This is a genomic window from Gordonia sp. DT101 (genome assembly GCF_049844895.1).
In the GTDB taxonomy this organism is placed as follows: domain Bacteria; phylum Actinomycetota; class Actinomycetes; order Mycobacteriales; family Mycobacteriaceae; genus Gordonia.
In genome coordinates this window covers 408,036-433,182 of the sequence record NZ_JBNCLX010000003.1, presented here as the reverse complement: position 1 = coordinate 433,182, position 25,147 = coordinate 408,036, and the positions used below count along the sequence as shown (strand labels likewise).

Genomic DNA, 25,147 nt, shown 5'->3' with positions numbered 1-25,147 from the left:
ATGCACCAAAAGTTGCCGCTTGGTTCGCTCCACGGACCAAGCGGCAACCTCGGTGGGTTGATGGAACGGCCGCTACGCCGCGTGCGTCGAATGTGTGTGAATCCAACACGTGCAGTTCGGCGCCACCTGGCCGATCGAGATGGTGTCATCACCCTGAGGGACGCGCTCGGATGCGGGTTGAGCCGTGCGGCGGTGAAGCGCAAGGTCGCCTCGGGCGAGTGGGTGCGTGAAGCGACCGGCGTATATCGGGCTGCCGACCATTCGCGGACGCCGCGCGCTCGTGTTCGGATCGCCGTCGCATCTGTCGGCACACGTGCAATTCTCTGCGGACCGATCGCCGCGTGGTGGCACGGCGTGGTCGACGACTTCCCGGAATCCATCACCGTCGCGTCGGAGACGAAAGGGCATCACCGCGGGGCGGTGGCGTGGGTGCGCATACGACATCGCAAGTACGACGACGTCGATGTCGTCGAATCGGACGGCGTCAGGGTGACGGCGGTCCCGGTCACTGTTCTCGACACCGCCGCCGAAACCGGGAGGTCGCAGGCGGTCGACAACACATTGCTCCGTCGCCGTGTCAGCCTCGACGAACTTGCCGGCGCACATGCGAGGTATCCGAGGAGGGTTGGAGTGGCGTCCACCCGCCGACTCCTCGAAGCACTCGAATCAGGTGCGCGTTCGGAGGCCGAACGCGCGGCGGTGGACGTATTCCGCAGCCGCGGTATATCCGGGTGGTGTGCGAACACGATGGTTTGCGGCTTTCTCGCCGACTTCGTCTTCGACGCAGAGAAGGTGATCGTCGAGATGGATGGGTTCGCGTTCCATCGAGATGCCGAGGTCTTTCAGCGTGATAGGACGAAACGCAACACCTGGCTGGCTGCGGGGTTCACGACGCTCAACTTCACGTGGGATGACATCACCACCCGACCCCACGACGTCGCAGCGCGCGTGACGGACTCGCTCGGCCAGAAGTTGCCCTCAGGTCCGCTCAGCGGACCAAACGGCAACGTCAACCGACCGGATCATTCGAACGGAACAGGCGGCAGTTTGACGACCTGCGACGCATAACTCAGGCCGGCTCCGTACCCGAGGAGCAGCGCGGTCTCGCCCGGCTTCGCGGCGCCGGTCGACAACAGTTCTTCCATCGCCAGCGGGATCGATGCTGCGGAGGTGTTGCCGGTGTGCTCGATGTCGTTGGCGACGACGGTGCCCTCGCGCAGTTTCAGGTTTTTGGCAAGGAGGTCGTTGATGCGAGAGTTCGCCTGATGCGGGACGAAGACGTCCAGATCCTCGGCGCCGACCTTCGCGGCGTCGAGTGCGCGCTGGGCGACCTTGCCCATCTCGAAGGCAGCCCACCGGAAGACGGCGGTGCCCTCCATGCGGAGGTACGGGCGATGGGTGCGGTCGCTGTCGAGGAAGGTCACCCAGTCGATGTCCTGCCGGATCGCATTGAACTGCGAACCGTCGCTGCCCCAGATCACGGGTCCGAGTTGCTGGTCCTCGGTCGGCCCCACGACGACGGCACCCGCGCCGTCGCCGAAGATGAAGCAGTTCGTGCGGTCGGTCATGTCCATCGTGATCGACAACTGTTCGGCGCCGATGACGAGCACATGTGTGGCGCTGCCCCCGCGGATCATGTCCGACGCCACGGCCATGCCGTAACCGAAGCCGGCGCAGCCGACCGTGATGTCGAAGGACGGGACGCCGTTGGCGCCGAGCTCGGTCGCGACCTTGGTGGCGCCGGCCGGGGTCAGCAAGAGGTGGGTGTTGGTCGCCAGGATCACTGCATCGATGTCGGATCCCGAGAGCAGCGCATTGGCGATGGCCTTGCGCCCGGCGTTGACCGACATCTCCATCACGGTCTCGTCGCGCCGCGCGAAGCGTCGCGTCTTGATCCCGGTGCGGGTGTAGATCCACTCGTCGGAGGAGTCGATCCGCTCGCAGATCTCGTCGTTGGTGACCACCCGCTCGGGGCGGTACGCACCGATGCCGAGCATGCCGATGTTGTTGATCCCGGCAGTGTCCGCGATGACAGCCATGAGTGTCCCTTTCACTATGCGACCCGCCATAGACGGTCTCACATCGGCGCCCTACTGGGAAGTAGCGTTGCGCGCGGGCTGCCGCTGCCCGATCATCTCGCGATATCGATCGCGGTCGGCGGTCATCTGATGGCCGGGATCGTCGGCGGGAGGTGTCCAGCCCCGGGAGCTGAGGTCGAGCCGCCCCGATCGCAGGTCCTCGACGACGTCGGACAGCCAGAGCAGTTCGGCCCGAGCTTCCGCACCCCACAGCTGCATTCCGCGGAAGGCGTGCGGCGGTACGTGGGGGTGGTCGTCGGCCCGGCTGTCGACCGGGAACTCGGTCACCGCAGCGGCGAGAGTCTGGTGGCGACGCTCGAGGAGCTCGAGCGCTGTCTGCTGCCCGAGCATGGGCAGCATCCCGAAGGCGGCATGGAACTCGCGACGGTCGAAGACATTCACCGTGACGATCGCATCGGTCAGCAGCCGGTCGAACTCGGTGCGGCCGGCACCGGTCAGCTCATAGACGGCGACGTCCCGCGCCCCGTCGGTGAGGTCGTGGCGGACGGCGAGATGATCGGTCACGAGCCCGCCGAGGCCGTGATAGATCGAGCCGGGATTGACATTGGCCCACTGATCGACCTGCCAGGACATCAGTTCGCGCCGGATCTGGTAGCCGTTCACCGGCTCGAACAGGGCAACGGCACCCAGCAGCAGTAATCGAGTGGTGGTCGCTGCCATGTCCACGAGGGTAGGTCCAGATCCGCGCTCGTACCAGGACCGTTGTTGTCCTCGATTCGATGAATCCTCGAGGTGAGGCAAGTCAGCCTCTCTGAGCTGCGAGCGTCGGATCTCGCCGTTGACTTCCGACGTACAGATTGGGATAGTCGAATATATTCAAACTTGAACAGTCGGAGATCCGAACGGTGCGGCTCGGGAGTTCCGACGGACGCGAAGGGGACAGGCATGATCCATGCACGCGGGCTGGTGCAGACATTTCACACCGGCCGTGGAAAACAGAAGCGAGAGGTCCGCGCCGTCGACGGTGTGGACCTCGACATCGCGGAGGGGGAGGTCGTCGGCTTCCTGGGTCCGAACGGTGCAGGTAAGACGACCACGCTCCGGATGCTGACCACGCTGTTGCGGCCCACAGCCGGTACGGCGACCGTCAACGGGTACGACGTCGTGAAGGACTCGGTCATGGTGCGTCGCAGCATCGGCTATGTCTCTCAGGCGGGCGGCGCCTTCAGTCAGGCGCAGGCCGGCGACGAGGTGGTCGACCACGGGATGCTCTACGGGATGACGCGCTCCGCAGCCACCGCCCGCGGCAAGGCCCTGTTCGCGCAGTTGCAACTTGACGGCCTCTGGGACCGGATGCCCAAGAACATGTCCGGCGGACAGAAGCGTCGTCTCGACATCGTCATGGGTCTGGTGCACGATCCGACGCTGGTGTTCCTGGACGAGCCGACCACGGGTCTCGACCCGCAGGCACGGGCCAACCTCTGGGAACACATCCGGCGGCTGCGTTCGGACACCGGTGCCACGGTCTTCCTCACCACGCACTATCTCGACGAGGCCGACGAGCTGTCCGATCGCATCATCATCATCGACAACGGCCGCATCGTGGCGGCGGATACGGCCGACAATCTCAAGGCCACGGTGTCGGGTGACCTCGTCGATCTCGAACTCTCCGACGACGCGATGGTCGCCGTCTCCGCGGAGAAACTCGGTGCCATCGGCAGTGATGTGGAAACCGACGGACGCCACGTGCGTGGCCGGGTCCGTCGCGCTGGTCGTGAGGTGCCGGGCCTGCTCCGCGAATTCGACGCCGCAGGCATCAACCTCGATTCGATCGAGGTGATCCGCCCGACCCTCGACGACGTGTTCCTCACCCTCACCGGTCGTTCGCTGCGGGATGCCCAGGACGAACAGTCCGCCGACGATTCCGTTGTCGCCGAAGGATCTCCGGCCCACGAGTCGGCCCAAGGAGTGTCACAGTCATGACTTTTCTTCGCGAGAGCAACATCGTGTTCCGTCGTCAGATCCGGATGAACCTGCGGAACCCCGCGTGGGTGCTGATCGGCGTCATGCAGCCGATCCTCTATCTGTTGCTGTTCGGTCCGCTGCTCACGCCGTTGGTGAGTCAGTTCCCCGGCGGCGCCGACAACGCCTACACCTTCCTTGTTCCCGGACTGCTGGTTCAGCTCGGGATCTTCGGCGCGTTCTTCGCCGGATTCAGCCTGATCGGCGAGTGGCGGGAAGGTGTCATCGAGGCCGAGCGCGTCACCCCGGCCAGTCGCACCGCGCTACTGACCGGACGCCTGTGGCGTGACGTGCTCCAGCTGTTCGTGCAGGCGGTCATCCTCGTCCTGCTCGGCCTGATCATGGGGATGCGCGGGTCGTTCGTCGGCATCGTCGTCGGCATCCTGATCACCATGATCGTGGGCGGCGCGTGTGCGGCCGCGTCGAATGCACTGGCCCTCACCACCAAGAGCGAGGACGTGATGGCGCCGGTCATCAACATGGTGATGATGCCCGTGCTGTTGCTGTCGGGCATTCTGCTCCCGATGACCCTCGGGCCCACCTGGCTGCAGAAGCTGAGCGACTTCATGCCGTTCAAGTGGGTCGTCGACGGCGTGCGCAATTCGTTCGCAGGCGACATCGCGTCGTCCTCGGTCGCCTGGGGTCTGATCACCGCGATCATCCTGGGAGCGCTCGGAACCTGGTGGGGGACCGCGGTCTTCCGCAAGGAGAACGCGTAGGGGCGGGAGATCTCGATACGGCGCCTCGCTGCGGTCGGTGCCTACTCGATCAGCAGAAGGGATACGGCGCCTCGCTGGGCTCGGTGCCTACTCGATCAGCAGAAGGGATACGGCGCCTCGCTGCGGTCGGTGCCTACTCGATCAGCTGGAGGTCCTGCTGGTTGAGTAGCCGCGCGAGCGCAGCGAGCCGGCGTATCGAAACCCGCTGTGCCCCCACGAGAGCGGCCTCAGTCGAGACTGCTCTCTCGGGGAGCCGGGGGAAGCGTCACGACGGCCCCCGCGTAGCTGAGTCCGGCACCGAAGCCGAGTAGCAGTGCGGTTTGTCCGCCCTTCGCCTTGCCGCTCGCGAGCATCTCCTCCATCGCCAGCGGGATCGAGGCCGCCGATGTGTTGCCGGTGTTCTCGATGTCGTTGGCCATCGGGACGTCGTCGGCGAGCCCGAGGTTCTTCTTCATCAGTTCGTTGATGCGCGCGTTGGCCTGGTGCGGCACAAAGATCTCGATGTCGTCGATACTCACGCCCGAGGTCTCCAGCACGGTCGACAGGGCCTTCGGCAGGGTGATCGCGGCCCAGCGGAACACTCGCGGGCCCTGCATCGTGACGACCATCCGGCCGACCGGCTCGGACTCGGGGTCTTTGTGCTGGAACTCCTCGGCGCGGTCCATGTATTCGGGGATGTCCCAGTTCTGGCCGATCGCCTCGGCGTTCTCGCCATCGCTGCCCCAGACGGTCGGCGAGATCCCGTTCTCGTCACTCGGGCCGACGACGACGGCGCCGGCGCCGTCACCGAAGATGAACGCGGTATTGCGGTCGGTCGGCTCCATGACCACCGACATCGTCTCCACACCGACGACGAGCACGTACTCGGCAGATCCGGCGCGGACGGTGTCGGCCGCGATCCCGAGGCCGTAGCCGAAGCCGCCGCAGCCGGCGGCGACGTCGTAGGCGGGGATGCCGTTGAGCCCGATGTCGAAGGCCACGATCGGCCCGCCGTGGGGGATCTTGGTCTTCCAACTGTTGGTGGCCAGGATCAGGGCGCCGATCTTCTCCTTGGCGACACCCGAATTGCGGATCGCGCGTTCGGCCGCCGCGGCCGCCATCGATCGCGCCGACTCGTCGCCACTGATCCAGCGACGATTCCGGACGCCGCTGCGCTCGAAGATCCATTCGTCGCTCGAATCGAGCTTCTCGCACACCTCGTCGTTGGTCACCAACCGTTGAGGCCGATACGCGCCGATGCCCAGCATCGCGACGTTCTGGTGCCCGCTTCTCGCCGCAATTCCCACCGCTGTCTCCATCCCTCGTCGATCGATCGACTGCGATTGTAGGCCTTCATTACCGAGAAGTAAGAAAGCTTTCGTCGCCTTTGCGATCCCGTATCCGATTCGACGCCGATCTCAGGGCGCGACCGGCCAGACGGGCAGGATCGCCGGTTGGCGCGTGGCTGCCCGCTCACCAGGCGTGGACGACGTTCTGCGCGGCCTCCAGGCCCTGCGCGATCAGCATCTCGGTGGCGCCGATGCCATGCGCGATCAGCAACTCGACGTCGTCACGAGCCGCCGACGGAAAAGGCTTCAGAACGAAATCCGCGGGGTCCTGTCGACCGGGTGGCCGGCCGATCCCGAGCCGGACCCGCAGGTAGTCACGGGACCCGATCGATTGGCTGACGGAACGCAAACCGTTGTGGCCGCCCTCGCCGCCGCCTTGCTTGAGCCGGACCAGGCCGACATCGATGTCGAGTTCGTCGTGCAGGACGATCAGGTCGCCCGGCGGGACCGAGTAGAACTTGGCCAGGGGCCCGATCTGTCGCCCGGCCTCGTTCATGTAGACCCGGGGTTTCGCGACGAGGGCCTGGTGACCGGCGACGGTGAGGGGCGCGACCTGCGCGCCCGACTTCTTGTGCAGCTTCCACCGCTCGCCGGCCGAGGCGACGAGGCCATCGGCGACCATCGCGCCGATGTTGTGCCTCGTCTTCTCGTATTTCGGGCCGGGGTTACCCAGCCCGACAATCAGTTTCACTGATCAGTGGGGGACAGGATCACTCTGCCGACTCTTCGGCGGGAGCCTCGGCATCGTCCTCGGTGCCCGGGGTCTCCGCGCCGGCATCTTCGGCCTCGTCCTCGAGCTGCGAAGCGGTCGGCGCCTCGTTGACGGCGACGATGAGCATCTCCGGATCGCTGATCAGACTGACACCCTCGGGCAGGTCCAGGTCGGATGCGTGGACCGCGTTGCCGGGCTCGACCCCCTCGACGCTGACGACGAACTGCTCGGGGATCGACAGCGCGTCGGCCTCGATCTCGATGTAGCTGGTGTCCTGGGTGACCAGGGTGCCCGGGGCTGCGTCGCCCTCGACGACGATGTAGACCTCGACGGTGACCTTCTCGCCCCGGCGGATCACCAGGAGGTCGACATGCTCGATGTAGTTGCGGATCGGGTGCACGTCGATCTGCTTGGTCAGGGCGAGCTGGCTGGTGCCCTCGATGTCGAGATCGATGATCGAGTTGGTGCCGCTGTTACGCAGGATGGCCGCCAGCTCGAGTGCCGGGAGGCTGAGGTGCTGCGGATCGGTGCCGTGGCCGTAGAGCACGGCGGGGACGTTGCCCTCGCGGCGGGCGCGACGGGCGGCGCCCTTGCCCTTCTCGGTGCGAGTGGTGACCGTCAGCTTTGCGGTCTCAGTAGCCATGGTGTTCTCCTCGTTCGGCGGTTCGGGTGAACCGCGCTGGTTCGGTGGGTTGGGTCGCGGTGAGCGACATCGACCCCGAACCATCCGGCGGGCCCTCAGATGCCCGCGGAGGAGATCCGCGATGATCGCGCCGATAACGGTGATCGCTCACCCTCGCCGAGACAACGCAGGAAAGGATAGTCGATGGCCACGCCCGATGTCACATCGCACCCGGCCTCCACAGTGCGGGGGCGAAGAGTGTTCCCGTAACCGCTCGTCACAGGCATACTGGCCCCATGACCTCACGAACACCGATCGACATCGTCACCGAGTTCCTCGACGAGTTGGCACGGGGAGACTCGGTGGCCGCCCTCGAGAACGTGGACGAGAATATCGCCTACACCAATGTCTCGACGCCCACCGTTCACGGTAAACCCAAGGTGGCGAAGATATTCCGGGGAATGGACAACCTCTCCTGGGCGGGCTTCAACTATCGGATGATCAACGTCTCCGCCGACGGTGCGGTGGTCCTCACCGAACGCGTCGACGAATTGCGGATCGGCCGCGTCGCCATGCAGTTCTGGGTGTGCGGACGATTCGAGGTCGCCGAAGGACGCATCACGGTGTGGCGGGACTATTTCGACTATTGGGACATGACCAAGGGCCTGGTGAAGGGCCTGGTCGCCGCGGTGATCCCGGCGGTGCAGAGGCCCTTGCCCACAAGAGCGCTCACCGCTTAGCGGTCGACGTCAGGCGACCTGGAGGTCGGGCGAGTACATCTCGATCCAGTGGTAGAGATCGAGCACCCGATCCATCTGCGTGCGGATCTCGGGCGACACAGCATGTGCCGACTCCGCCGTCATGGCCTTGACGGCGCGGTGGTCGACGAGATCGAACACCTGATGGCCCCGCTCGGCGGCGATGTCGTCCAACTGCTGCTGCAGGGTGACGGTGTACTTGAGGTCCTGGGTCGACGGGTACGGGCTCTTGGTCCGGTCGACCACCGACTGCGGCAGCACGTGTTTCGTCGCATGACGTAGCAGGCTCTTCTCGCGACCGTCGAAGGTCTTGAACGCCCACGGTGTGTTGTAGACGTATTCGACGAGCCGATGATCGCAGAACGGAACACGTACCTCGAGACCGACCGCCATGGATGCGCGGTCCTTGCGGTCCAGCAGCATTCGGACGAAGCGGGTGAGGTGAAGGTGGCAGATGACCCTCATCCGCCGTTCCTCCGACGATTCGCCGTCGACGGTGGGGATCGCGGCGAGGGCCGTCGCGTACTGGTCGGAGACGTAGGAGTCGATGTCGAGGGTCTGCTGCATCTCGGGCGTGAGCATCGCGTACCGCGAACGGGTGAGCGCACTGCCGAACGCCAGCCACGGGAAGGTCTCCGAGTTGCGTGAGCCCTCATCGAAAAACCACCGGTAACCGCCGAACACCTCATCGGCGGATTCCCCGGACAGCGCCACCGTCGATTCGGCACGGATCGCTTTGAACAGCAGGTAGAGCGAGCTGTCCATGTCTCCGAGGCCGGCCGGGATGTCGCGGGCCCCGATGACCGCCCTGCGCACCGCGGGATCGGTGAGATCCGCGGGGTCGAGCATGACATCGCGATGCATCGACCCCACATGCGTTGCGACGTCACGGACATATGGTGAGTCGGGAGTGTCCCGCATCTCGTCCGGCCGGAAGTTCTCCTCCTGGTCGACGAAATCGACCGCATAGGTGTGTACGCGGCGGCCATCTTCGCCCAGGTGTGCGGCAGCGAGCCCGGTGAGCGCACTCGAATCCAAACCGCCGGAGAGCAATACGCATCGGGGTACGTCGGCGATCAATTGCCGGTTCACGATGTCGGTCATCAGCTCCCGCACGTGATCAACGGTGTCGTCGATGTCGTCGGTGTGTCCGTGCGCGGGCAGCGACCAATAGGTTCGGGTGGCGCAGCCATCCCGCGAGACCGTGACGATGGTGCCCGGCTCCACCTCGCGGATGTGCTTCCACATGGACCATCCGGGCGCCTTGGTGACCGCGAAGAGTTCGCGGAATCCATCGGCGTCAACGGTGTGCGGCACCAGCGGATTCGCCAGGATCGCCTTGGGTTCCGAACCGAACACCACGCCGTCGTCGGTCTGTGAATAGTAGAAGGGCTTGATGCCCAGCCGATCCCGCACCATGACGAGCTGCTCGGTCCGACCGTCCCAGATCGCGAAGGCATACATGCCGTTCAATCGATCGACCACTTCGGTGCCCCACTCGAGGTACCCGTGCAGCACCACCTCGGTGTCACTCTCGGTGTGGAACTCGTGGCCGGCGGTGGCCAGTTGCCCACGGAGCTCACGGAAGTTGTAGGTCTCGCCGCTGTAGACGATCACCACGTCGCCGGAGGGGGTGTTCGCGACCATCGGCTGTCGCCCCATCGGCAGGTCGATGATCGCCAACCGCCGATGTCCGAGACCGATGTGACGGTCGACGTAGGTGCCCACGTCGTCCGGACCGCGATCGCTCATCGTGGCGGTCATCTCGTCGAGAATGTTCTTCTTGCTTGCCATCTCGCGGGTGTAACCCACCCAGCCGGTTATTCCGCACATGAAACGCGTCCCACCTTCAGTGATTAGCGGTGCTAAATAAATTCGCAATTCCGTTGTAACACGGAACTAATCTGAAGGGCGACGCGCCTTTTCGCTCTCGCGAGGAATGTCCGAAAGGTCGCGTCGGCGGGTGTCAGAGGATCTCGTCGAGCCTGTCCAGCGGTCGAGCGAGGCGAGTTCCCTTGTCGGTGACCACGAATGGTCGCTCGACAAGAATCGGGTGCTGGACCATCTCGGTGAGCAGATTGTCGTCGGGCAACGATGCGAGGTCGAGTTCTTTGTAGAGCGACTCGCGTTTGCGGACCGCGTCGCGGGCGGTCAGGCCGGCGTCCGCGATCAGTCGGGTCAGCTGATCGCGGGTGTATGGCTGATCCAGGTACTTCACGACGGTGGGTTCGATCCCGGCGTCGCGGAGCTTCTCCAGCGCCTTGCGGGAGGTCGAGCATTTCGGGTTGTGATAAATCGTCGCGTCCACGTCGAAAACCATACTCGCTGTTCACGGGCTCGTAGATGGTGCCGCTTCGGCAATCACCGCGGGGCCGTGGTTCGTCACCCGGTGCCGGTTTTCGGCGGGCGCGTTGACGCGCGGCGGCGAGAGAGTAATAATCAGGAAACCTGATTATTAGGAGTCGGCATGGAAACAGCGCTACCCCCGTCACTGCGGGTCGAACGAGACGGTCCGGTCGCGATCTTGACGCTCGCGCGGCCGGAGAAGCGGAACGCCATCAGCGACACGATGGTCCGCGGTATCGAGGACTTCTTCCGGAACCTCGAACCCACCGTCAGAGTCGTGGTTCTCGCCGCTGACGGCGATCATTTCTCCGCCGGACTCGACCTGTCCGAGATGGCCGAACGGAGCAGCTTCGAGGGGGTCGCCCACTCACAGATGTGGCATCGCGCCTTCCGGGAGATCGAGCAGGCGCCGGTGCCGGTCATCGCAGCATTGCGCGGCGCGGTGGTCGGCGGCGGACTGGAACTGGCCGCCACGGCGCATATTCGCGTCGCCGAACAATCGACGTTCTATGCATTGCCGGAGGGGCAACGCGGACTGTTCGTCGGCGGTGGTGCCTCGATGCGCATCCCACGGTTGATCGGCGTGTCGCGGATGATGGACATGATGCTGACGGGTCGCCGGTACAGCGGCGACGAGGGGGAGCGCATCGGCCTCAACCAGTATCTGGTGGAGGACGGCACCGGGCTGTCGGTGGCCATGGATCTGGCGAGGCGCGTTGCCGAGAACCCTCCGCAGACGAACTTCGCCGTCACCCAGGCACTACCGCTCATCGCCGAGGCCAATCCCCGTGAGGGTTCGATGATGGAATCGCTGGTGGCCGCATTGGCCCAGGGCACGGACGATGCGAAGTCGCGGATGTCGGACTTCCTGTCCGGGCGCGCGGCAAAGGTGGCACGGCCGTGAGCGCGACGATCGCGAGTGGTGAGGTGACCTGGACCCCGCCGGCCGATGTCCGTCGGAGCACCGAGATCGGTCGCTTCCTGGGATGGCTGGAACAGCGTCGTGGATTGACCTTCGACGACTACGAGGCCCTGTGGCGGTGGTCGATCGACGACCTCGCCGGTTTCTGGTCGGCGATCTGGGAGTTCTTCGGTGTGGTCAGCCATACCCCGTACGACACGGTGTTGGCCGACGGCGCGATGCCGGGTGCGCGGTGGTTCCCCGGGGCAACCCTGAACTACGCCGAGCACATGCTCGGCACCGCCGAGGACACCGACACCGTCGCGATCCTCGGCCGCTCGCAGACCCGCGACGATGTCGACCTGACCTTCGGGCAACTTCGCGATCAGGTGGCCCGCGCTCGAAAAGTGCTGCAGGATCTTGGCGTTGGTCGAGGTGATCGAGTCGTCGGATACCTCCCGAACATTCCGGAGACCTTGGTCGCATTTCTCGCGACTGCCGGCCTCGGTGCCACCTGGGCCAGTTGTGCCACCGAGTTCGGTGCGCGCAGCGTGGTCGACAGGTTCGGCCAGGTCGAACCGGTGGTGTTGCTGGTCGCCGGTGGCTACCGATACGGCCAGAAGGACATCGATCTGTCCGAACGCATTCGCGATATTCGGGCCGGACTGCCCACGGTGCGGGCGGTCATCGACATCGAGTACGGGCCATGGCGGGTGGCGGATGCGTTGTCGTGGTCGGCACTCCTCGATGAGGCCGGCAGCAGCGGCGACATCGGTGAACCGCAGTTCGACCCGGTGCCCTTCGACCATCCTCTGGTCGTGCTCTTCTCTTCGGGTACCACCGGCAAACCCAAGGCGATCGTGCACGGCCACGGCGGAATCCTGCTGGAGCACCTCAAGAACAACGCACTGTCGTGGGATCTCCAGCCGTCCGACCGAATCCTGTGGTTCTCCACAACGGCGTGGATGATGTGGAACGCATTGGTGTCGTCGTTGCTCACCCGGGCCGGCATCGTGATGCTCGACGGTGACCCCACCTACCCGGACCTCGGATGGCAGTGGCGAATTGCCGAAGAGGTCGGCGTGACCCTGATGGGTGCCGCCCCCGGCTACATCATGGCGTGCCGGGCAGCCGGACTCGACCTGAGCCAGGCGGATCTGAAGATCCGCATGGTTGCCTCTGCGGGGTCACCGCTGCCGCCCGAGGGCTACGCCTGGATACGTTCGGAACTCGGCCCCGAGGTGATGCTGAACGTGGGATCCGGCGGCACGGACGTGTGCAGCGGAATTGTTCAGAACAACCCGTTGCTGCCCGTCTCCGCCGGCCAGATCTCGGGCCGGGCGCTTGGTGTGGCGGCGTTCGCCTTCGATGGCGACGGTCGCGAGATTGTCGATACACCAGGCGAATTGGTCATCACCCGGCCCATGCCGTCGATGCCGGTCGGACTCTGGGGCGACACCGACGGCACACGGATGGGGGAGACCTACTTCGATCGTTGGCCCGGGGTGTGGCGGCACGGGGACTGGATCACGTTCGCCCCCGACGGTAGCTGTGTGGTCTCCGGTCGGTCCGACGCGACATTGAACCGTGGTGGAGTCCGACTGGGTACCGCCGAGTTCTATCGGGTGGTCGAGGAACTGCCAACAGTGCAGGACAGCCTGGTGGTCCACCTGGAGGATCCGGCAGGTGGCAACGGTCGGCTGATCCTCTTCGTGGTGCTCGCCGACAGCGCCACCCTCGACGAGACGTTGAGGAAGAGCATCGCGAGCGAACTACGCACTGCGCTGTCCCCGCGGCATGTTCCGGACGACATCGCCGAGGTAGATCTGGTGCCACGCAACCGAACCGGCAAGAAGCTGGAGATTCCGGTCAAGCGGATTCTGCAGGGCGCGCGACCAGATCAGGTTGCGAGCAAGGACTCGCTGGCCGTCCCGACCGCCTTGGACGCATACACCGCATTTGCCGAGCAGGTGCAGCGATGAGCGAACAGAACGGTGGCGTGCAGCGGGTGGCCGTCGTCGGCGCCGGTGCGATCGGGCTCAGCTGGACTGCGTTGCTGATCGGCCGGGGGGTCGATGTGGTGCTGGCCGACCCGGCCCCGGAAGCGGAGGACCGAGCCATCCGCACACTGACCACGATGCTGGGGGAAGCCCCCGCCGACCTCTCGCTGGTCGCAGATGCCGCCGAAGCTGTTGCCGACGCGGACTTCGTGATCGAGGCGGGTCCCGAGCGCCTCGACCTCAAACGGCGATTGTTTGCCGAGCTCGACGCCGTCGCGCCCCCGCATGTGATGCTGACCAGCAGCTCATCGGGGCTGGCGGCCAGTGATATCCAGCTCGACTGCACCCGTCACCCGGAACGAGTACTGGTGGCGCACCCGTTCAACCCACCTCATCTGGTCCCGCTGGTCGAGGTGGTCGGCGGCCGGCTGACCACTGAAGAGTCGGTGCTGATGACGATGGAGATCCTTCGCGGTCTGGGCAAAGCGCCCATCCGGCTGCGCCGGGAGCTCCCCGGGCACGTGGTGAACCGATTGCAGGCCGCCCTGTGGCGTGAGGCTTACTACCTGGTCGAACAGGGTGTGGTGTCGGTGACCGACCTCGACCAGGCCGTCGCGAACGGACCCGGCCTGCGGTGGGCGCTGTTGGGACCGCTTGCCACCCAACATCTCTCCGGTGGCGACGGTGGTCTGCAGCACGTGTTGGAGCACCTCGGCCCGCCGATGCTGGACTGGTGGCAGGATCTGGGTACGCCGGAATTCACTCCGGCCCTGATCGACACCCTGGTCCGAGGCGTCACCGAGGAGATGGGCGGCCAGGAGCCCGCGGTGCTGGCACGTCGAGATGCGGCTCTGCGGGAGTTGCTGGCCACCAAGGCCGAACTCGATCTGACCGTGATGCCCGGGGCGCGGGAACCGCAGGCGAAAGGCGATTGACGATGATGGATCAGGGTCTCGGTTCCTGGGTGACACGTCGGGCCCGGATGTCCCCGGCGTCGACAGCACTGACCGACGGAGACACCGCGATGACCTACGCCGAACTCGATCGACGGGTGACCGCGCTCGCGCACGGGTTGCGGCGGTTGGGCGTGCGGCGCGGCGTTCGAGTTGCCTACCTCGGCTTCAACGGCGCCGGTTTTGTCGAAACCTTGTTCGCGGTGGCGAAGCTCGGTGCGGTGTTCTTGCCGGTGAACACCCGGCTGGCCGCGCCCGAGCTGCGCCATGTGCTTGCCGACAGCGGTAGCCGGCTACTCCTGCACCAGGAGTCGTTCTCGGCAGCCGTCGCGGCTGCGGAGGGCGGCGACCTGGATCTTCAGGTTCGAGTTGTGTCCGACACCCCGACAGCGATGGATCCGTTGATGGATGCGGATCAGTCGCCGATCGACGAGGCGATGGAACACGACGATCTTTTCATGCTGCAGTACACCTCAGGTACCAGTGGACGCCCCAAGGGCGTCATGCTCACTCACGGCAACGTCATCTGGAACGTGTTGAATCTGTTGATCGATGTGGACCTGGGAAGCAACGAGGTCGCGCTGGTCACCGCCCCGATGTTTCACACCGCAGCGCTGAACCAGGTGTTGCTACCGGTGATCCTCAAAGGCGGAACCTGCTTGCTGGAGGCCAAGTTCGATCCTGCGCGCGCCATCGAGGTGATCGCGAATCGCGGCGTGACAATGCTGTTCGGCGTCACGTCGATGTATCAGGCGCTGGCCGAGGAACCCGCCTTCGGCACTGCCGACCTGCATACGCTGCGTATCGCACTCAGCGGTGGCGCACCGATTCCCGAGGCGTTGCTACGTACCTACGTCGACCGGGGTCTCCGGATCACTCAAGGTTACGGACTGACCGAGACCTCGCCGGGGGCCACGATGCTGCGCGAGGCGGATGGCCTGCGCAAACTCGGCTCAGCAGGGACCTCCTGCTTCTTCAGCGATGTTCGGGTGGTCGATCCCGACGGCCGCACCGCGCCGGCGGGTGAACCGGGCGAGGTGTTGGTACAGGGCCCGAACGTCAGCCCTGGATACTGGCGCAACGAGACCGCTACCGCCGCGGCCTTCGACGATGGATGGATCCACACCGGTGACGTGGCGGTGGTCGACGACGACGGGTTCGTGTACATCGTCGACCGACTCAAGGACATGTACATCTCCGGCGGTGAGAACGTCTATCCGGCAGAGGTCGAACAGGCCATCTATGACCACCCCGACATCCTGGAGTGCGCGGTGGTCGGCGTGTCGGACGCGCAGTGGGGCGAGGTGGGCCGGGCCTTTGTCCGAGTCAGATCCGGCTCCTCTCTCGATCACGAGCAATTGCTCGCATTCTTGGCCGGGCGGATAGCGCGCTACAAGCTTCCGCGATCCACGGTCATCCGTGATGAGCTGCCTCGCAACGCTTCCGGCAAGCTCCAACGCTCCAAATTGAAGGAATTGTGATGACTCGCTACCAGCCCGAGATCGACCTCGACGCGATCAGCGCGATCGACATGCACGTGCACATCGAACAAGACGACCATGGTCACCTATCCCTGGACCCGATGCTGATGGATGCCTCCGAGGCGTACTTCAAGGGCTCAGACAATCGGACCCCGACCGTGGGGGACATCGCGGCTCGCTACCGGGCAGCGGGGATGGCCGCCGTTGTCTTCACCGTCGACGCCACCACCGCACTCGGCCGCCCGGCGATCTCCAGTGAGGAGATCGCCACCCGTGCGGCGGACGAGGCCGACGTGGTGATCCCGTTCGGTTCGGTGGATCCTCGGCAGGGGGAGAGAGCGATCGATCGAGCCCGGAGCCTGGTGCAGGACTATGGCGTTCGTGGATTCAAGTTCCACCCCAGCCTGCAGGCGTTCGATCCCACCGATCCGGCGTTGCAGCCCTTGTGGTCTGCCCTGCAGGACCTGGGTGTCCCGGCGTTGTTCCACACCGGGCAGAACGGGATCGGTGCGGGGCTGCCCGGGGGACGCGGCATCAAGTTGCGCTACTCGAATCCACTTCTGCTCGACGACGTGGCCGCCGATTTTCCAGGCCTAACAGTGATCCTGGCGCATCCTTCGGTGCCCTGGCAGGCCGAGGCCATCTCGATGACCACACACAAGTCGAACGTGTTCATCGACTTGTCCGGATGGCGTCCGAAGTACTTCCCGCCCGAGCTCATCCGGGCCGCCGGCGGGATGCTGCATCGCAAGGTCCTCTTCGGCACCGACTATCCGCTCATCAGCCCGGAGCGTTGGCTGGCGGACTTCGCCGACTTGGGCATCAAACCCGAGCGGCACGAGTACATCCTCAAGTCGAATGCCGTGGAGGTCCTTGGCTTAGGGTGACGTCCATGACGCGTCACCAACCCACGCTGCTCTACATGGTCAAGCAAGTCGAGTTGGCGATTCGAGCGCAATTGGACGACGTGCTCAAGCCGCAGGGCCTGACCACGTCGCAGTACACCGCGATGACGGTGCTAGAACGGGACCCCGGCATGACCTCGGCGCATCTGGCGCGCAACTCGTTCGTGACCGCGCAGAGCATGTCAGACGTGGTGGCTCCGTTGGTGGATCGCGGTCTGATCGAGCGGCACCGGGATCCGGCCGATCGACGACGACTGGTGTTGTCGTTGACTGCAGACGGTCTGGCACTTCTGGATGCCTGCCGTGGGCCGGTGACGGCGGTGCAAACGCGGATGGTGCACGGGATGGACGCGAAGGCCACCGCCCAGTTCGGCGACGTGTTGCAGAGCTGTCGCAAGAATCTCGTGGACTGAGAGTTACTACCCCAGAGTAATAATCAGGAAACCTGTTAATCAGGCTTCCTTTGTGATTTGATTCATGACATGAGCGCAATTGACGTGGACCCGGCCGTGCCGTCGTCGGGAATGAACCATCGACTTACGGGCGGCACCCTTCTCGCCAGCGTTGTCGCCGTGATGGTGGCCCAGATCGGCTTGTCGATCCCCGCCGTGCTGAACGGCATGATCCAACTTGACCTCGACACCACCTCGGCCCAGCTCACGTGGGTCTCGGCGGCGTTCCTGGTTCCGATCACCCTGCTGGAGCTCAGCTGTGGTGTCCTGGGGGATCTCTTCGGTCGCAAGCGACTGTTGGCGATCGGATCAGCGCTGGTGACTCTCGGCATGTTGTTGGCATACCTCACGCCGACCGACGGGTCGCACGCGGTGCAGATGACCTTCCTGTTCGGCGGGCAGGTCATCGGCGGTATCGGTGCCGCAGCACTGTTCCCGACCTCGGTCGCGATGCTCGCCGCCGGTACCCACACCGTGAAGGAGCGCTCCAAGTCGATCTCGATCTGGGCCGCGGCGCTGACGGCCGGTGGATTCATCTCCCCGGTGATGGCCGGTGTGTTGGCCGAGTTGCCCCATGGCGGTGGCGAGAACGCAAGCTGGCGTTACGGTTTCCTGGGACTCGCCGTCCTCGGCGCCATCAGCACGGTGATCACCCTGGCGTTCGCCAGGAACTCGTCGTCGCCCAAGGGGCGGTCACTGGACATCCCGGGCCAGGTCACCGTCGCCATCGGCCTGTTCGCTCTGGTGTTCGGTGTCATCCAAGGCTCCGAAGGGGACTGGAGTTCACCGCTGGTGGTCGGCAGTTTTGTGGCCGCAGTCGTGTTCCTGGCCGCGTTCGTCTTCATCGAGCGGCGGACCGCCCAGCCGTTGGTCCAGCTGGATCTCTTCGCCAACCGTGTCTTCGTGGTCACCGCGATCGTGACCGTGCTGTCGATGTTCGCTTACCTGGGGACCGCGTACGCCACGAGCATCCGGCTCTCGGCGATCCAAGGCTATTCGCCGCTGATGACCTCCGTTGGCTTTGTGTGCCTGAACATCATGGGTGTGATCCTCTTCCCGGTCAGTTCCCGTTTGTTGCAGCACTACAATCCGGGCTGGATCCTGGCCGTCGGTGCAGCCTTGATCGGCGTCGGGGATGTGGCGCTCGCGCTGATCCCGGCGACCAACTTGTCCATCGCCGCGATTGCCTTCCCGCTGCTGGTGATCGGTGCCGGATTCAAACTCGCGGTCACCTCGATCACGTCGGTCTCGGTCAACAGCGTCCCGACGTCGAAGGCAGGTATGGCCAGCGGCATGACCAGCATGATCCGTGACTTCGGTCTGACCTTGGGGCCGTCGGTGATCGGCGCGATAGCGCTGACCCGCGCCGCCTCGGAGATCGGCCGCAACGTCGCGGCCTCGCCGCAACTGACGTCCGCTCTCGATGCGTTCAACGCATCGCCGCAGAACGCGCCGGCACCGGCGCAGGCGGAGTTGCAAGGAGCGGTGAACGCGGTGAACTCCGGTCCGATCGGGGCGAACGGCGTGCCCTCGACGGTGACCATGCCCGACGGTTCGACCCACCCGCTGAACCCGATCAAGGACGTCGCCTTCCACGCGCTGTCCAATGGCTACGCGATCGGTTACCTGGTGTGTGGCATCGCCGCCATCCTGGCCGCGGTGATCGCGGCTGCACTGCTGGGTGGGCGTCCGCACCACAACGTGTTCGCCGACGAACAACACGCTGCGGATCACTGACCGCGTGGCCCGCCGCCGAGCGGGCGAAGAATCCGGTGCCGCTGTCGGTTCATCGACGGCGGCACCGGGCGTGGGCGAGTAGTTGTGGTCCTAGATCCGTGACTTGCGTCCCGAGTGGACGGCCTGCCGCGACATCGCCGTCGACGCGTTCACGATCCGGTCGCCGTAGCGCTCGAGCACCAGCGCCTGGGTGGCGGCCAGGTGGGCACGCGCGAGGCGTTCGGCCTCGGCGGCGTTTCCGGCCGCGATCTCGTCGACCAGCCGGCGGTGGGCGCGAACGGCCTCCTCGGCCTCGAGCTGTGAGGGGTACTCGCCGTGCCGGGTGCGGGCCTCGGCCCATGCCTCTTCCTGGGCCGACCACAGTGCGACATAGCTGCCGACGGCGTAACGGATGGTCGCGTTCGGCGCGAACGAGACGACCAGATCGTGGAAATCGCGAGCGGTGTGGGTGAACTCCACGCCGTCGGTGACCAGGCCGATGGACGAGTCGATCGCAGCGGTGAGTGCCGGGACCACCACCTCCGCGCGATCGGATCGCTTGGCACACTCGGCCGCGCACAGTGGTTCGAGCATCCGGAGACCGTCCGCCAGATCGCGGAGCGTGACCCTTCCGGCCTGAAGCGAGAGTCCGAGATGGTAGGCGGCCGAGGTCTCGTCCGGGCGGTGGACGTCGGCGCCGCCGACATTGCCGCGTCGGACCGTCACCAGGCCCTCGGTCTCCAGTATTCTCAAGGCCTCTCGGATCGAGGGATAGCTGACCCCGAAATCCTTGACGAGTTGCTCCTGCGTTGGCAGTCGGTAGTCGTCGACGTCCAGGATGAGATCGCGGAGCTCGGCAGCGACGGTCTCGGCGATCCGCCGTTGCGGAACACGACCGTTCCTCATCGTCGTCACGCGCGCCGCGATTCGTTCATGCGGTCGAGTCTATCCAAACGATGACATCTTTACCATTCAAGTATTCCAATCCTTGTTATGATTGAAGTAATGTGCCCCGCATGGACTTCACGATGGGCGAAGCGGCGGCCGGACTTCGTGACGAGTTGCGCTCACTGATCGCACAGCGCGTGCCGGCCGATTTCCGTGGTGCATTCACCGACGATCCGGAAGACCTCGACGTCGCCCAGGACTTCTGCCGATTCCTGGCCGATCGCGGGTTGCTGTGTCTGGCGTGGCCGGAAGAGTTCGGTGGCCGGGGAGCCTCGGTGTGGGAGCAGACCGTCGTCCGCGAGGAGATGTGGGCTCACCACGAGCCACGGGGTGCCCAATACATGGGCGTCAACTGGGTGGGACCCACGATCATGCGACACGGCACCGCGGAACAGCAGCGACAGCACCTGCCGCCGATTGCCCGAGGTGAGGTCATCTGGTGTCAGGGCTTCAGCGAGCCGGGGTCGGGATCCGACCTGGCGTCGCTGCGGACGGCGGCTCGACGAGAAGGCGACGGTTGGCGGATCTCCGGCCAGAAGATCTGGACGTCGTACGCCACGATGGCGCAGTGGTGCTTCCTGTTGGCGCGGACCTCGACCGGGGAGCGCAGACAGCAGGGTCTGACGGTGTTCCTGGTCCCCATGTCCGACCCGGCCATCGAGGTCCGACCGATCCGCTCGATGCTGGGGCCGCATCACCTCAACGAGGTCTTCTTCGACGAACTCCAGGTGACCGAGGCCAACGTCCTGGGCACCGTCGACGACGGCTGGTCGGTGGTGCAGGAAGTGCTGTCCTTCGAGCGGGTGGGCATCGCCCGCTATGCGCGATGTGAACTCTTGCTGCAGCAGGCGCCCGAGATGCTCGGCGATCGCTGGGAGGCGCTGCCGTCCGGTCTCCGGACGCGTTGGGCCCGGGAGTTGGTGCGATGTCGTCGGGCTCGTCTGCTCGCATACCGGGTGGTGTCGATGCAGGCCGAGGGGCGGGTACGCCCGGGCGACTCCGCGCTCTACCGGATCGCGGTCACCACCCTGGACCAGTCGAGCGCGGATGTCCTCGCGGAGATCGCCTCGTACACGGCGGGTGACCCGGGGGCCGAACGATTCCGCCTCGATGTCGAGGATCACTGGAGCTACTCGCAGGCGGCGACCGTGTCGTCGGGGAGTATCGAGATGCAGCGAATCCTGTTGGCCCGCGATCTGGTGGCGGCCTCGTGAACATCGACCTGAGCACCGAGGCGATCGACTACGGCGTTGCCGCACTGGGAGCCTTCGCGTCCGCAGGCGGTGACCGGATCGTCGAGGATGCGGAGCGTGATCCACGACGGCGTTCGGCGGTCCTGGAGCCCGTTCTCGCCGGACTCGGGGCCTGGGAGCTCGATCCTCGTGGTGACGCCGACGAACTCGAGGCCGCGGCCGCGCTCTGTCGTAGCGCCGGATACTGGGTCGTTCCGTACCCGATCGCCGAACGGCTGGCGCGGCCGAAAGATCTCGAGGTGGACGGGCTCGTGGTGGTGTCCGATCACGATCCCGCGGCGGCGGTTGCCGATCTCGACCTCCGGCTGGCGACGGTGACCCTGTCCGGGCGGAGGGGCCTCGCGCTCGCGCGGCCGGCGGAACGATCGCCGCGCACCTCGGGGTTCGTCACCGGGTTGGTCCTGGACCCGCTCGACGACGACGGAACAGCCGACATCGCAATCGGACTCACCCTGCCGATCTGGACCCTGCTCGGGATGCTCGATCGCGCAATGGAACTCACCCGCAGTCATGTTCTCCTGCGGGAGCAGTTCGGTCGGCCGTTGGCAAAGCTGCAAGGGGTCCAGTTCCAGCTCACCGACGCCGAAGTGGAGCGCGCCGGCGTCGAGGTCCTGGCGAAGTACGCGCTCTGGAGCATCGAGTCGGGCCACCCGGAGGCCATCGACGACGCCCTCGCGTTACGTCTGGCAGCCATCGAGGCCGCCGACACCGTGTTCCGCATCGCGCATCAACTGCACGGCGCCACCGGCTTCTGTGACGAGACCACGCTGTCCTGGTTGTCACGCCACAGCCTTCCGCTGCGCCGGCTGCCGCTCGGTCTCTCGGCAACGGGTGAGGCGCTCACCCACCGGCTCGGGCGACACGGCCTGACCGGGTTGTTCGGTGGCATGGCGGAGTCGATGACGCCCAGGGAGTCGGTGGCACCATGACCTACGACCTTCCCGATGAACTGTCGGTGCGCAGCGAGGGACCGGTCCGCATCGTCACGATCAATCGCCCCGGCGAGCTCGGTGCGGTCAACAAATCGCTGCACTGGGCACTGGCCAACGTCTGGCGACAACTCGCCGCCGACCGTGAAGCGGCCGTCGTCATCCTCACCGGATCGGGGCGCGCGTTCAGTGCCGGAGGCGATCTCGGGTGGATCACGTCGTTCCTCGACGATCCGGTCGCACGCGACGACAGCATCCGTGAGGGCGCCGAGATCATCGACGAGATGTTGCGATTCCCGCTGCCGGTGATCGCCGCGGTCAACGGCCCGGCGGTGGGGCTCGGCTGCAGCATGGCAGTGCTCTGTGATGTCGTGCTCATCTCGGAGAGTGCATATCTCGCCGACCCGCACGTTGCGGTAGGCCTGGTCGCCGGGGATGGCGGCGCCGCGTTCTGGCCGCTGCTCACACCGATCCTGAGGTCACGGGAATACCTCTACACCGGTGACCGGATTCCCGCGGCCACCGCCGTCGAACTGGGGCTTGCGACACGGGTCGCGCCGCGCGACGAACTCATGGATGAGGCGCGTGCGCTGGCCATTCGTCTGGCCGCCCAGCCACGGGAGGCATTACAGAGCACCAAACGCATCGTCAACATGCACTTGTCCCAGGCGCTCGGGGGTCCGCTGCAGGCCGGTTTCGCGGCCGAGGTGGTCACGATGCAGACCGATGAGCATCGGGAACGCTTGCAGGCGATGGCGACCCGGGCGGCGCGCCGATGACAGAGGTGTCGTCGGCCGTTGGTGATCAGGCCTCCGAGGACTTTCGGTCCGAGGTCCGCGAGTGGTGCAACGTCCACGTGCCGACCGACTGGCGGACCACGCAGACCGGGGCGTCCGACGAGACCTTCGTGGCCTTTCAGAAGGAGTGGTTCGCCACGCTGCGCGGTGCGGGGTACGCGGTGCCGCACTGGCCGAAGGAGTGGGGTGGTGGGATGTCCGTTGCCGATCAGGTGGTGCTCTACCAAGAGCTGGCGGCGCATGACGCGCCCCGTCTGGTCCTTCCGTTCGTGTCGATTCACCATGCCGCGTCCACCTTGCTCGCTGCGGGGACCGACGGGCAGCGCTCGCGGCACCTGCCCGCGATTCTCGACGGTGAGATCTGGTGTCAGGGCTTCTCCGAACCAGGCGCCGGCTCCGACATGGCGGCCTTGTCGACGTCGGCGCGCCGAATCGGCGACCACTATCTGGTGAACGGTCAGAAGCTCTGGGCCAGTGGCGCACTGCATGCGGACTGGTGTCTGCTCCTCGCGCGCACCGATCCCGATGCACCCAAACGCCACGGGATCTCGTACTTTCTGCTCGACATGACCTCACCCGGCATCGAGGTGCGTCCGATTCGTCAGGCCACCGGGGAGGCGCACTTCTGCGAGATCTTCCTCAACGACGTGGAGATCCCCGCAACGCAGCTCGTGGGGCCCGAGAACGAGGGCTGGCAGGTGGCGCAGGCGACCCTCGGTGCCGAACGCGGGATGACGATGCTCGAACTCGCCGAGCGGCTCGGCCACGGCGGCTTCCCGTGGCTCGTCGACCTCTGCCATCGCCCCGGGCCGGACGGCGCACGGCCGCTGGATGATTCACGGGTGGCCGATCGACTTGCGGCTCTGGAGACCGAGATCACCGGTCTGCGCCTGCTGTGTGCGGAGTTCGTCGCCGATCACAGCGGGCCGGCCGACGCCTCCATCGTCAAGCTGTACTACAGCGAACTCCTTCAGCGGGTCATGGATTTCGGGGCCGAGATCGGTGGGCTCGAGGCTCAGACGCAACTGCGCAAGCCGTTGTCGAGCGGATGGGAATCGGGTACCTGGGTACTCGACTTCATCGGCTCATGGGAGTGGACCATCCCGGGCGGTACCAGCGAGATCCAGCGCACCATCATCGGGGAGCGTGGCCTCCGTCTGCCCCGTGAACCGAAGGGAACCTGATGTCGACGCGGGCCGACGAACTCTCCGAATTCCACGACGAACTCTCTGCTGTGGCCCGGAATATGCTGTCCACCAGGTCATCCGGCCAAGGGCTGGATTGGCGTCTGATCGCGAGCTCGGGATGGCTGGGACTTGAGGTGCCGGCCACCCACGACGGTGCGGACGCCACCTTCGCCGAGGTGTCGGTCGTCCTGCGGGAGATGGGCCGTGCGGTGGCGAGCGGCCCATATCCGGCCGTCGCCGGTCTGGCATTGGGGGCTCTCGGGCAGGTCGAGCCCTGCGCCTCATGGGACCGGATGCTCCGGCAGACCGCGTCGGGTGACGTGGTGCCCGTCCTCGCATTAGACGGTGATCATCCGGGAGGCTGCCATTTTCATCTGGCCGGCGCCACGGGCGGTCTGGTGCTGCGCGGCGGTGCAGATTTCGTCCTCGGTGCTCCCGACGCCGATCGACTCCTGGTTCCGGCGGCCACGTCGGCAGGGGAGACGGTGATCGTGGATGTCGACGCGCAAGCCGGCGGCCTGCACGTGGAGGCGCGACCGGTGGTCGACGCCACACGTACCTTCGGACGGATCACCGCGGCGGATGTGCGGGTCGACGACGGTGCGGTGTGGCGGTATCGCGACGGTGCCGATGCCGCAGTGCTGCTGTGCGATCGGGCCGCGGCGGCGGTGGCGTGCGACAGCCTCGGTCTGGCGGAGGCGATGCTCGAGAAGACCGTCGCCTACGCCGGGGTGCGTGAGCAGTTCGGACGGAAGATCGGGTCGTTCCAAGCCGTCAAACATGCCTGTGCCGACATGCTCGTCGATGTGACGGTGGCACGGAAGCTGGTCGGCTCCGCGGTCCGGCAGGTGAGCGACGGGTCGCCGGGGGCGTCGGTCGCGGTCGCCATGGCCGCGTCCTTCACCGGTGAGATGGCCGTGCGGGTCGCGGGCAAGGCCATGCAACTGCACGGCGGCATGGGATACACCTGGGAGAGCGGCGTTCACGTGTATCTCAAACGGGCGACGCTGAATCGGACGTTGTTCGGGTCGCCGGCCCGGCACCGTGCCCGGATCGCGCAGCGATACCGATCCTGATCA

General features: G+C 65.7%; 24 protein-coding genes. 16 read left to right on the top strand and 8 right to left on the bottom strand.

Annotated elements, in window-relative coordinates; all coding sequences use genetic code 11:
• Positions 1–60: 60 nt before the first annotated feature.
• Entirely contained in the window at positions 61–1,068 is a 1,008-nt protein-coding gene (locus ACLQ3I_RS13340) for a DUF559 domain-containing protein (RefSeq protein WP_425802392.1), read from the top strand.
• Here ACLQ3I_RS13340 and ACLQ3I_RS13335 read toward each other — a convergent pair.
• Together ACLQ3I_RS13335 and ACLQ3I_RS13330 are read right to left on the bottom strand one after the other, a co-directional pair.
• Positions 1,023–2,039 (bottom strand): beta-ketoacyl-ACP synthase III, encoded by a 1,017-nt coding sequence (locus tag ACLQ3I_RS13335; RefSeq protein WP_425788609.1) that lies wholly within the window; start codon positions 2,037–2,039, stop codon positions 1,023–1,025. The two genes, ACLQ3I_RS13340 and ACLQ3I_RS13335, sit on opposite strands and share 46 nt — an antisense overlap.
• A 51-nt stretch (positions 2,040–2,090) precedes the next feature.
• Positions 2,091–2,759, bottom strand: a complete 669-nt coding sequence (locus ACLQ3I_RS13330; RefSeq protein ID WP_425788607.1) for a PadR family transcriptional regulator — start codon at positions 2,757–2,759, stop codon at positions 2,091–2,093.
• A gap of 225 nt (positions 2,760–2,984) precedes the next feature.
• Here ACLQ3I_RS13330 and ACLQ3I_RS13325 point away from each other — a divergent pair, with 225 nt between their 5' ends.
• Together ACLQ3I_RS13325 and ACLQ3I_RS13320 are read left to right on the top strand one after the other, a co-directional pair.
• Positions 2,985–4,022 (top strand): ATP-binding cassette domain-containing protein, encoded by a 1,038-nt coding sequence (locus ACLQ3I_RS13325; RefSeq protein WP_425788605.1) that lies wholly within the window; start codon positions 2,985–2,987, stop codon positions 4,020–4,022.
• Positions 4,019–4,780, top strand: a complete 762-nt coding sequence (locus ACLQ3I_RS13320) for an ABC transporter permease (protein ID WP_425788603.1) — start codon at positions 4,019–4,021, stop codon at positions 4,778–4,780. Before ACLQ3I_RS13325 ends, ACLQ3I_RS13320 begins: the two co-directional genes overlap by 4 nt.
• 227 nt (positions 4,781–5,007) lie before the next feature.
• Here the strand turns inward: ACLQ3I_RS13320 and ACLQ3I_RS13315 are convergent, their stop codons facing one another.
• The 3 genes from ACLQ3I_RS13315 to ACLQ3I_RS13305 all read right to left on the bottom strand — a co-directional run bounded on the left by ACLQ3I_RS13315 (position 5,008) and on the right by ACLQ3I_RS13305 (position 7,463).
• Positions 5,008–6,027: a beta-ketoacyl-ACP synthase 3 gene (locus tag ACLQ3I_RS13315; RefSeq protein WP_425790437.1), complete on the bottom strand. Its 1,020-nt coding sequence runs from the start codon at positions 6,025–6,027 to the stop codon at positions 5,008–5,010.
• Between the two features lie 205 nt (positions 6,028–6,232).
• Entirely contained in the window at positions 6,233–6,799 is a 567-nt protein-coding gene (gene pth, locus ACLQ3I_RS13310) for an aminoacyl-tRNA hydrolase (protein WP_425788601.1), read from the bottom strand.
• 19 nt (positions 6,800–6,818) lie between these two features.
• Positions 6,819–7,463: a 50S ribosomal protein L25/general stress protein Ctc gene (locus tag ACLQ3I_RS13305; protein ID WP_425788599.1), complete on the bottom strand. Its 645-nt coding sequence runs from the start codon at positions 7,461–7,463 to the stop codon at positions 6,819–6,821.
• 275 nt (positions 7,464–7,738) lie between these two features.
• Between ACLQ3I_RS13305 and ACLQ3I_RS13300 the strand changes: the two genes are divergently transcribed.
• Positions 7,739–8,182: a limonene-1,2-epoxide hydrolase family protein gene (locus ACLQ3I_RS13300; protein ID WP_425788597.1), complete on the top strand. Its 444-nt coding sequence runs from the start codon at positions 7,739–7,741 to the stop codon at positions 8,180–8,182.
• A 9-nt stretch (positions 8,183–8,191) separates the two neighbouring features.
• Here ACLQ3I_RS13300 and asnB read toward each other — a convergent pair whose 3' ends face one another.
• Both asnB and arsC read right to left on the bottom strand, forming a co-directional pair.
• Positions 8,192–10,033 carry an asparagine synthase (glutamine-hydrolyzing) gene (gene asnB / locus ACLQ3I_RS13295; protein ID WP_425788595.1) on the bottom strand — a complete coding sequence of 614 codons (1,842 nt, stop codon included), beginning with the start codon at positions 10,031–10,033 and terminating at the stop codon, positions 8,192–8,194.
• A gap of 133 nt (positions 10,034–10,166) precedes the next feature.
• Positions 10,167–10,508: an arsenate reductase (glutaredoxin) gene (gene arsC, locus ACLQ3I_RS13290; protein ID WP_425788593.1), complete on the bottom strand. Its 342-nt coding sequence runs from the start codon at positions 10,506–10,508 to the stop codon at positions 10,167–10,169.
• Between the two features lie 159 nt (positions 10,509–10,667).
• On the opposite strand from arsC, the gene ACLQ3I_RS13285 reads away from it, so the two are divergent.
• The 7 genes from ACLQ3I_RS13285 (at position 10,668) to ACLQ3I_RS13255 (ending at position 18,975) form a co-directional block, all read left to right on the top strand.
• Complete coding sequence (locus ACLQ3I_RS13285; protein ID WP_425802390.1) at positions 10,668–11,450, top strand: crotonase/enoyl-CoA hydratase family protein; 783 nt, start codon at positions 10,668–10,670, stop codon at positions 11,448–11,450.
• Entirely contained in the window at positions 11,447–13,429 is a 1,983-nt protein-coding gene (locus ACLQ3I_RS13280; protein ID WP_425802387.1) for an acetoacetate--CoA ligase, read from the top strand. The genes ACLQ3I_RS13285 and ACLQ3I_RS13280 overlap by 4 nt, the downstream gene beginning before the upstream one ends.
• The gene (locus ACLQ3I_RS13275; protein WP_425788588.1) at positions 13,426–14,382 is read left to right on the top strand and encodes a 3-hydroxyacyl-CoA dehydrogenase NAD-binding domain-containing protein; all 957 of its coding nucleotides are present in this window, start codon (positions 13,426–13,428) and stop codon (positions 14,380–14,382) included. The genes ACLQ3I_RS13280 and ACLQ3I_RS13275 overlap by 4 nt, the downstream gene beginning before the upstream one ends.
• A gap of 2 nt (positions 14,383–14,384) precedes the next feature.
• Positions 14,385–15,881 (top strand): acyl-CoA synthetase, encoded by a 1,497-nt coding sequence (locus ACLQ3I_RS13270; RefSeq protein WP_425802385.1) that lies wholly within the window; start codon positions 14,385–14,387, stop codon positions 15,879–15,881.
• Positions 15,881–16,768: an amidohydrolase family protein gene (locus ACLQ3I_RS13265; protein ID WP_425788584.1), complete on the top strand. Its 888-nt coding sequence runs from the start codon at positions 15,881–15,883 to the stop codon at positions 16,766–16,768. The genes ACLQ3I_RS13270 and ACLQ3I_RS13265 overlap by 1 nt, the downstream gene beginning before the upstream one ends.
• 5 nt (positions 16,769–16,773) lie before the next feature.
• Complete coding sequence (locus ACLQ3I_RS13260) at positions 16,774–17,199, top strand: MarR family winged helix-turn-helix transcriptional regulator (protein WP_425788582.1); 426 nt, start codon at positions 16,774–16,776, stop codon at positions 17,197–17,199.
• 69 nt (positions 17,200–17,268) lie between these two features.
• Positions 17,269–18,975, top strand: coding sequence for an MFS transporter (locus ACLQ3I_RS13255; protein ID WP_425788580.1), 1,707 nt, complete (start codon positions 17,269–17,271; stop codon positions 18,973–18,975).
• A gap of 90 nt (positions 18,976–19,065) precedes the next feature.
• Here ACLQ3I_RS13255 and ACLQ3I_RS13250 read toward each other — a convergent pair whose 3' ends face one another.
• Positions 19,066–19,860 carry a FadR/GntR family transcriptional regulator gene (locus tag ACLQ3I_RS13250; protein ID WP_425802383.1) on the bottom strand — a complete coding sequence of 265 codons (795 nt, stop codon included), beginning with the start codon at positions 19,858–19,860 and terminating at the stop codon, positions 19,066–19,068.
• Positions 19,861–19,970: 110 nt separating this feature from the next.
• Here ACLQ3I_RS13250 and ACLQ3I_RS13245 point away from each other — a divergent pair, with 110 nt between their 5' ends.
• From ACLQ3I_RS13245 to ACLQ3I_RS13225, 5 genes are read left to right on the top strand one after another with little or no spacing between them, the layout of a single operon-like run.
• Positions 19,971–21,116, top strand: coding sequence for an acyl-CoA dehydrogenase family protein (locus ACLQ3I_RS13245; protein ID WP_425802381.1), 1,146 nt, complete (start codon positions 19,971–19,973; stop codon positions 21,114–21,116).
• Positions 21,113–22,084 (top strand): acyl-CoA dehydrogenase family protein, encoded by a 972-nt coding sequence (locus ACLQ3I_RS13240; RefSeq protein ID WP_425802378.1) that lies wholly within the window; start codon positions 21,113–21,115, stop codon positions 22,082–22,084. The genes ACLQ3I_RS13245 and ACLQ3I_RS13240 overlap by 4 nt, the downstream gene beginning before the upstream one ends.
• A complete protein-coding gene (locus ACLQ3I_RS13235; RefSeq protein ID WP_425788572.1) occupies positions 22,081–22,863 on the top strand; it encodes an enoyl-CoA hydratase/isomerase family protein in 783 nt (260 codons plus the stop codon). The genes ACLQ3I_RS13240 and ACLQ3I_RS13235 overlap by 4 nt, the downstream gene beginning before the upstream one ends.
• Complete coding sequence (locus ACLQ3I_RS13230; RefSeq protein ID WP_425802376.1) at positions 22,860–24,065, top strand: acyl-CoA dehydrogenase family protein; 1,206 nt, start codon at positions 22,860–22,862, stop codon at positions 24,063–24,065. The genes ACLQ3I_RS13235 and ACLQ3I_RS13230 overlap by 4 nt, the downstream gene beginning before the upstream one ends.
• Positions 24,065–25,144 (top strand): acyl-CoA dehydrogenase family protein, encoded by a 1,080-nt coding sequence (locus tag ACLQ3I_RS13225; RefSeq protein WP_425802373.1) that lies wholly within the window; start codon positions 24,065–24,067, stop codon positions 25,142–25,144. The genes ACLQ3I_RS13230 and ACLQ3I_RS13225 overlap by 1 nt, the downstream gene beginning before the upstream one ends.
• Positions 25,145–25,147 lie beyond the last annotated feature (3 nt).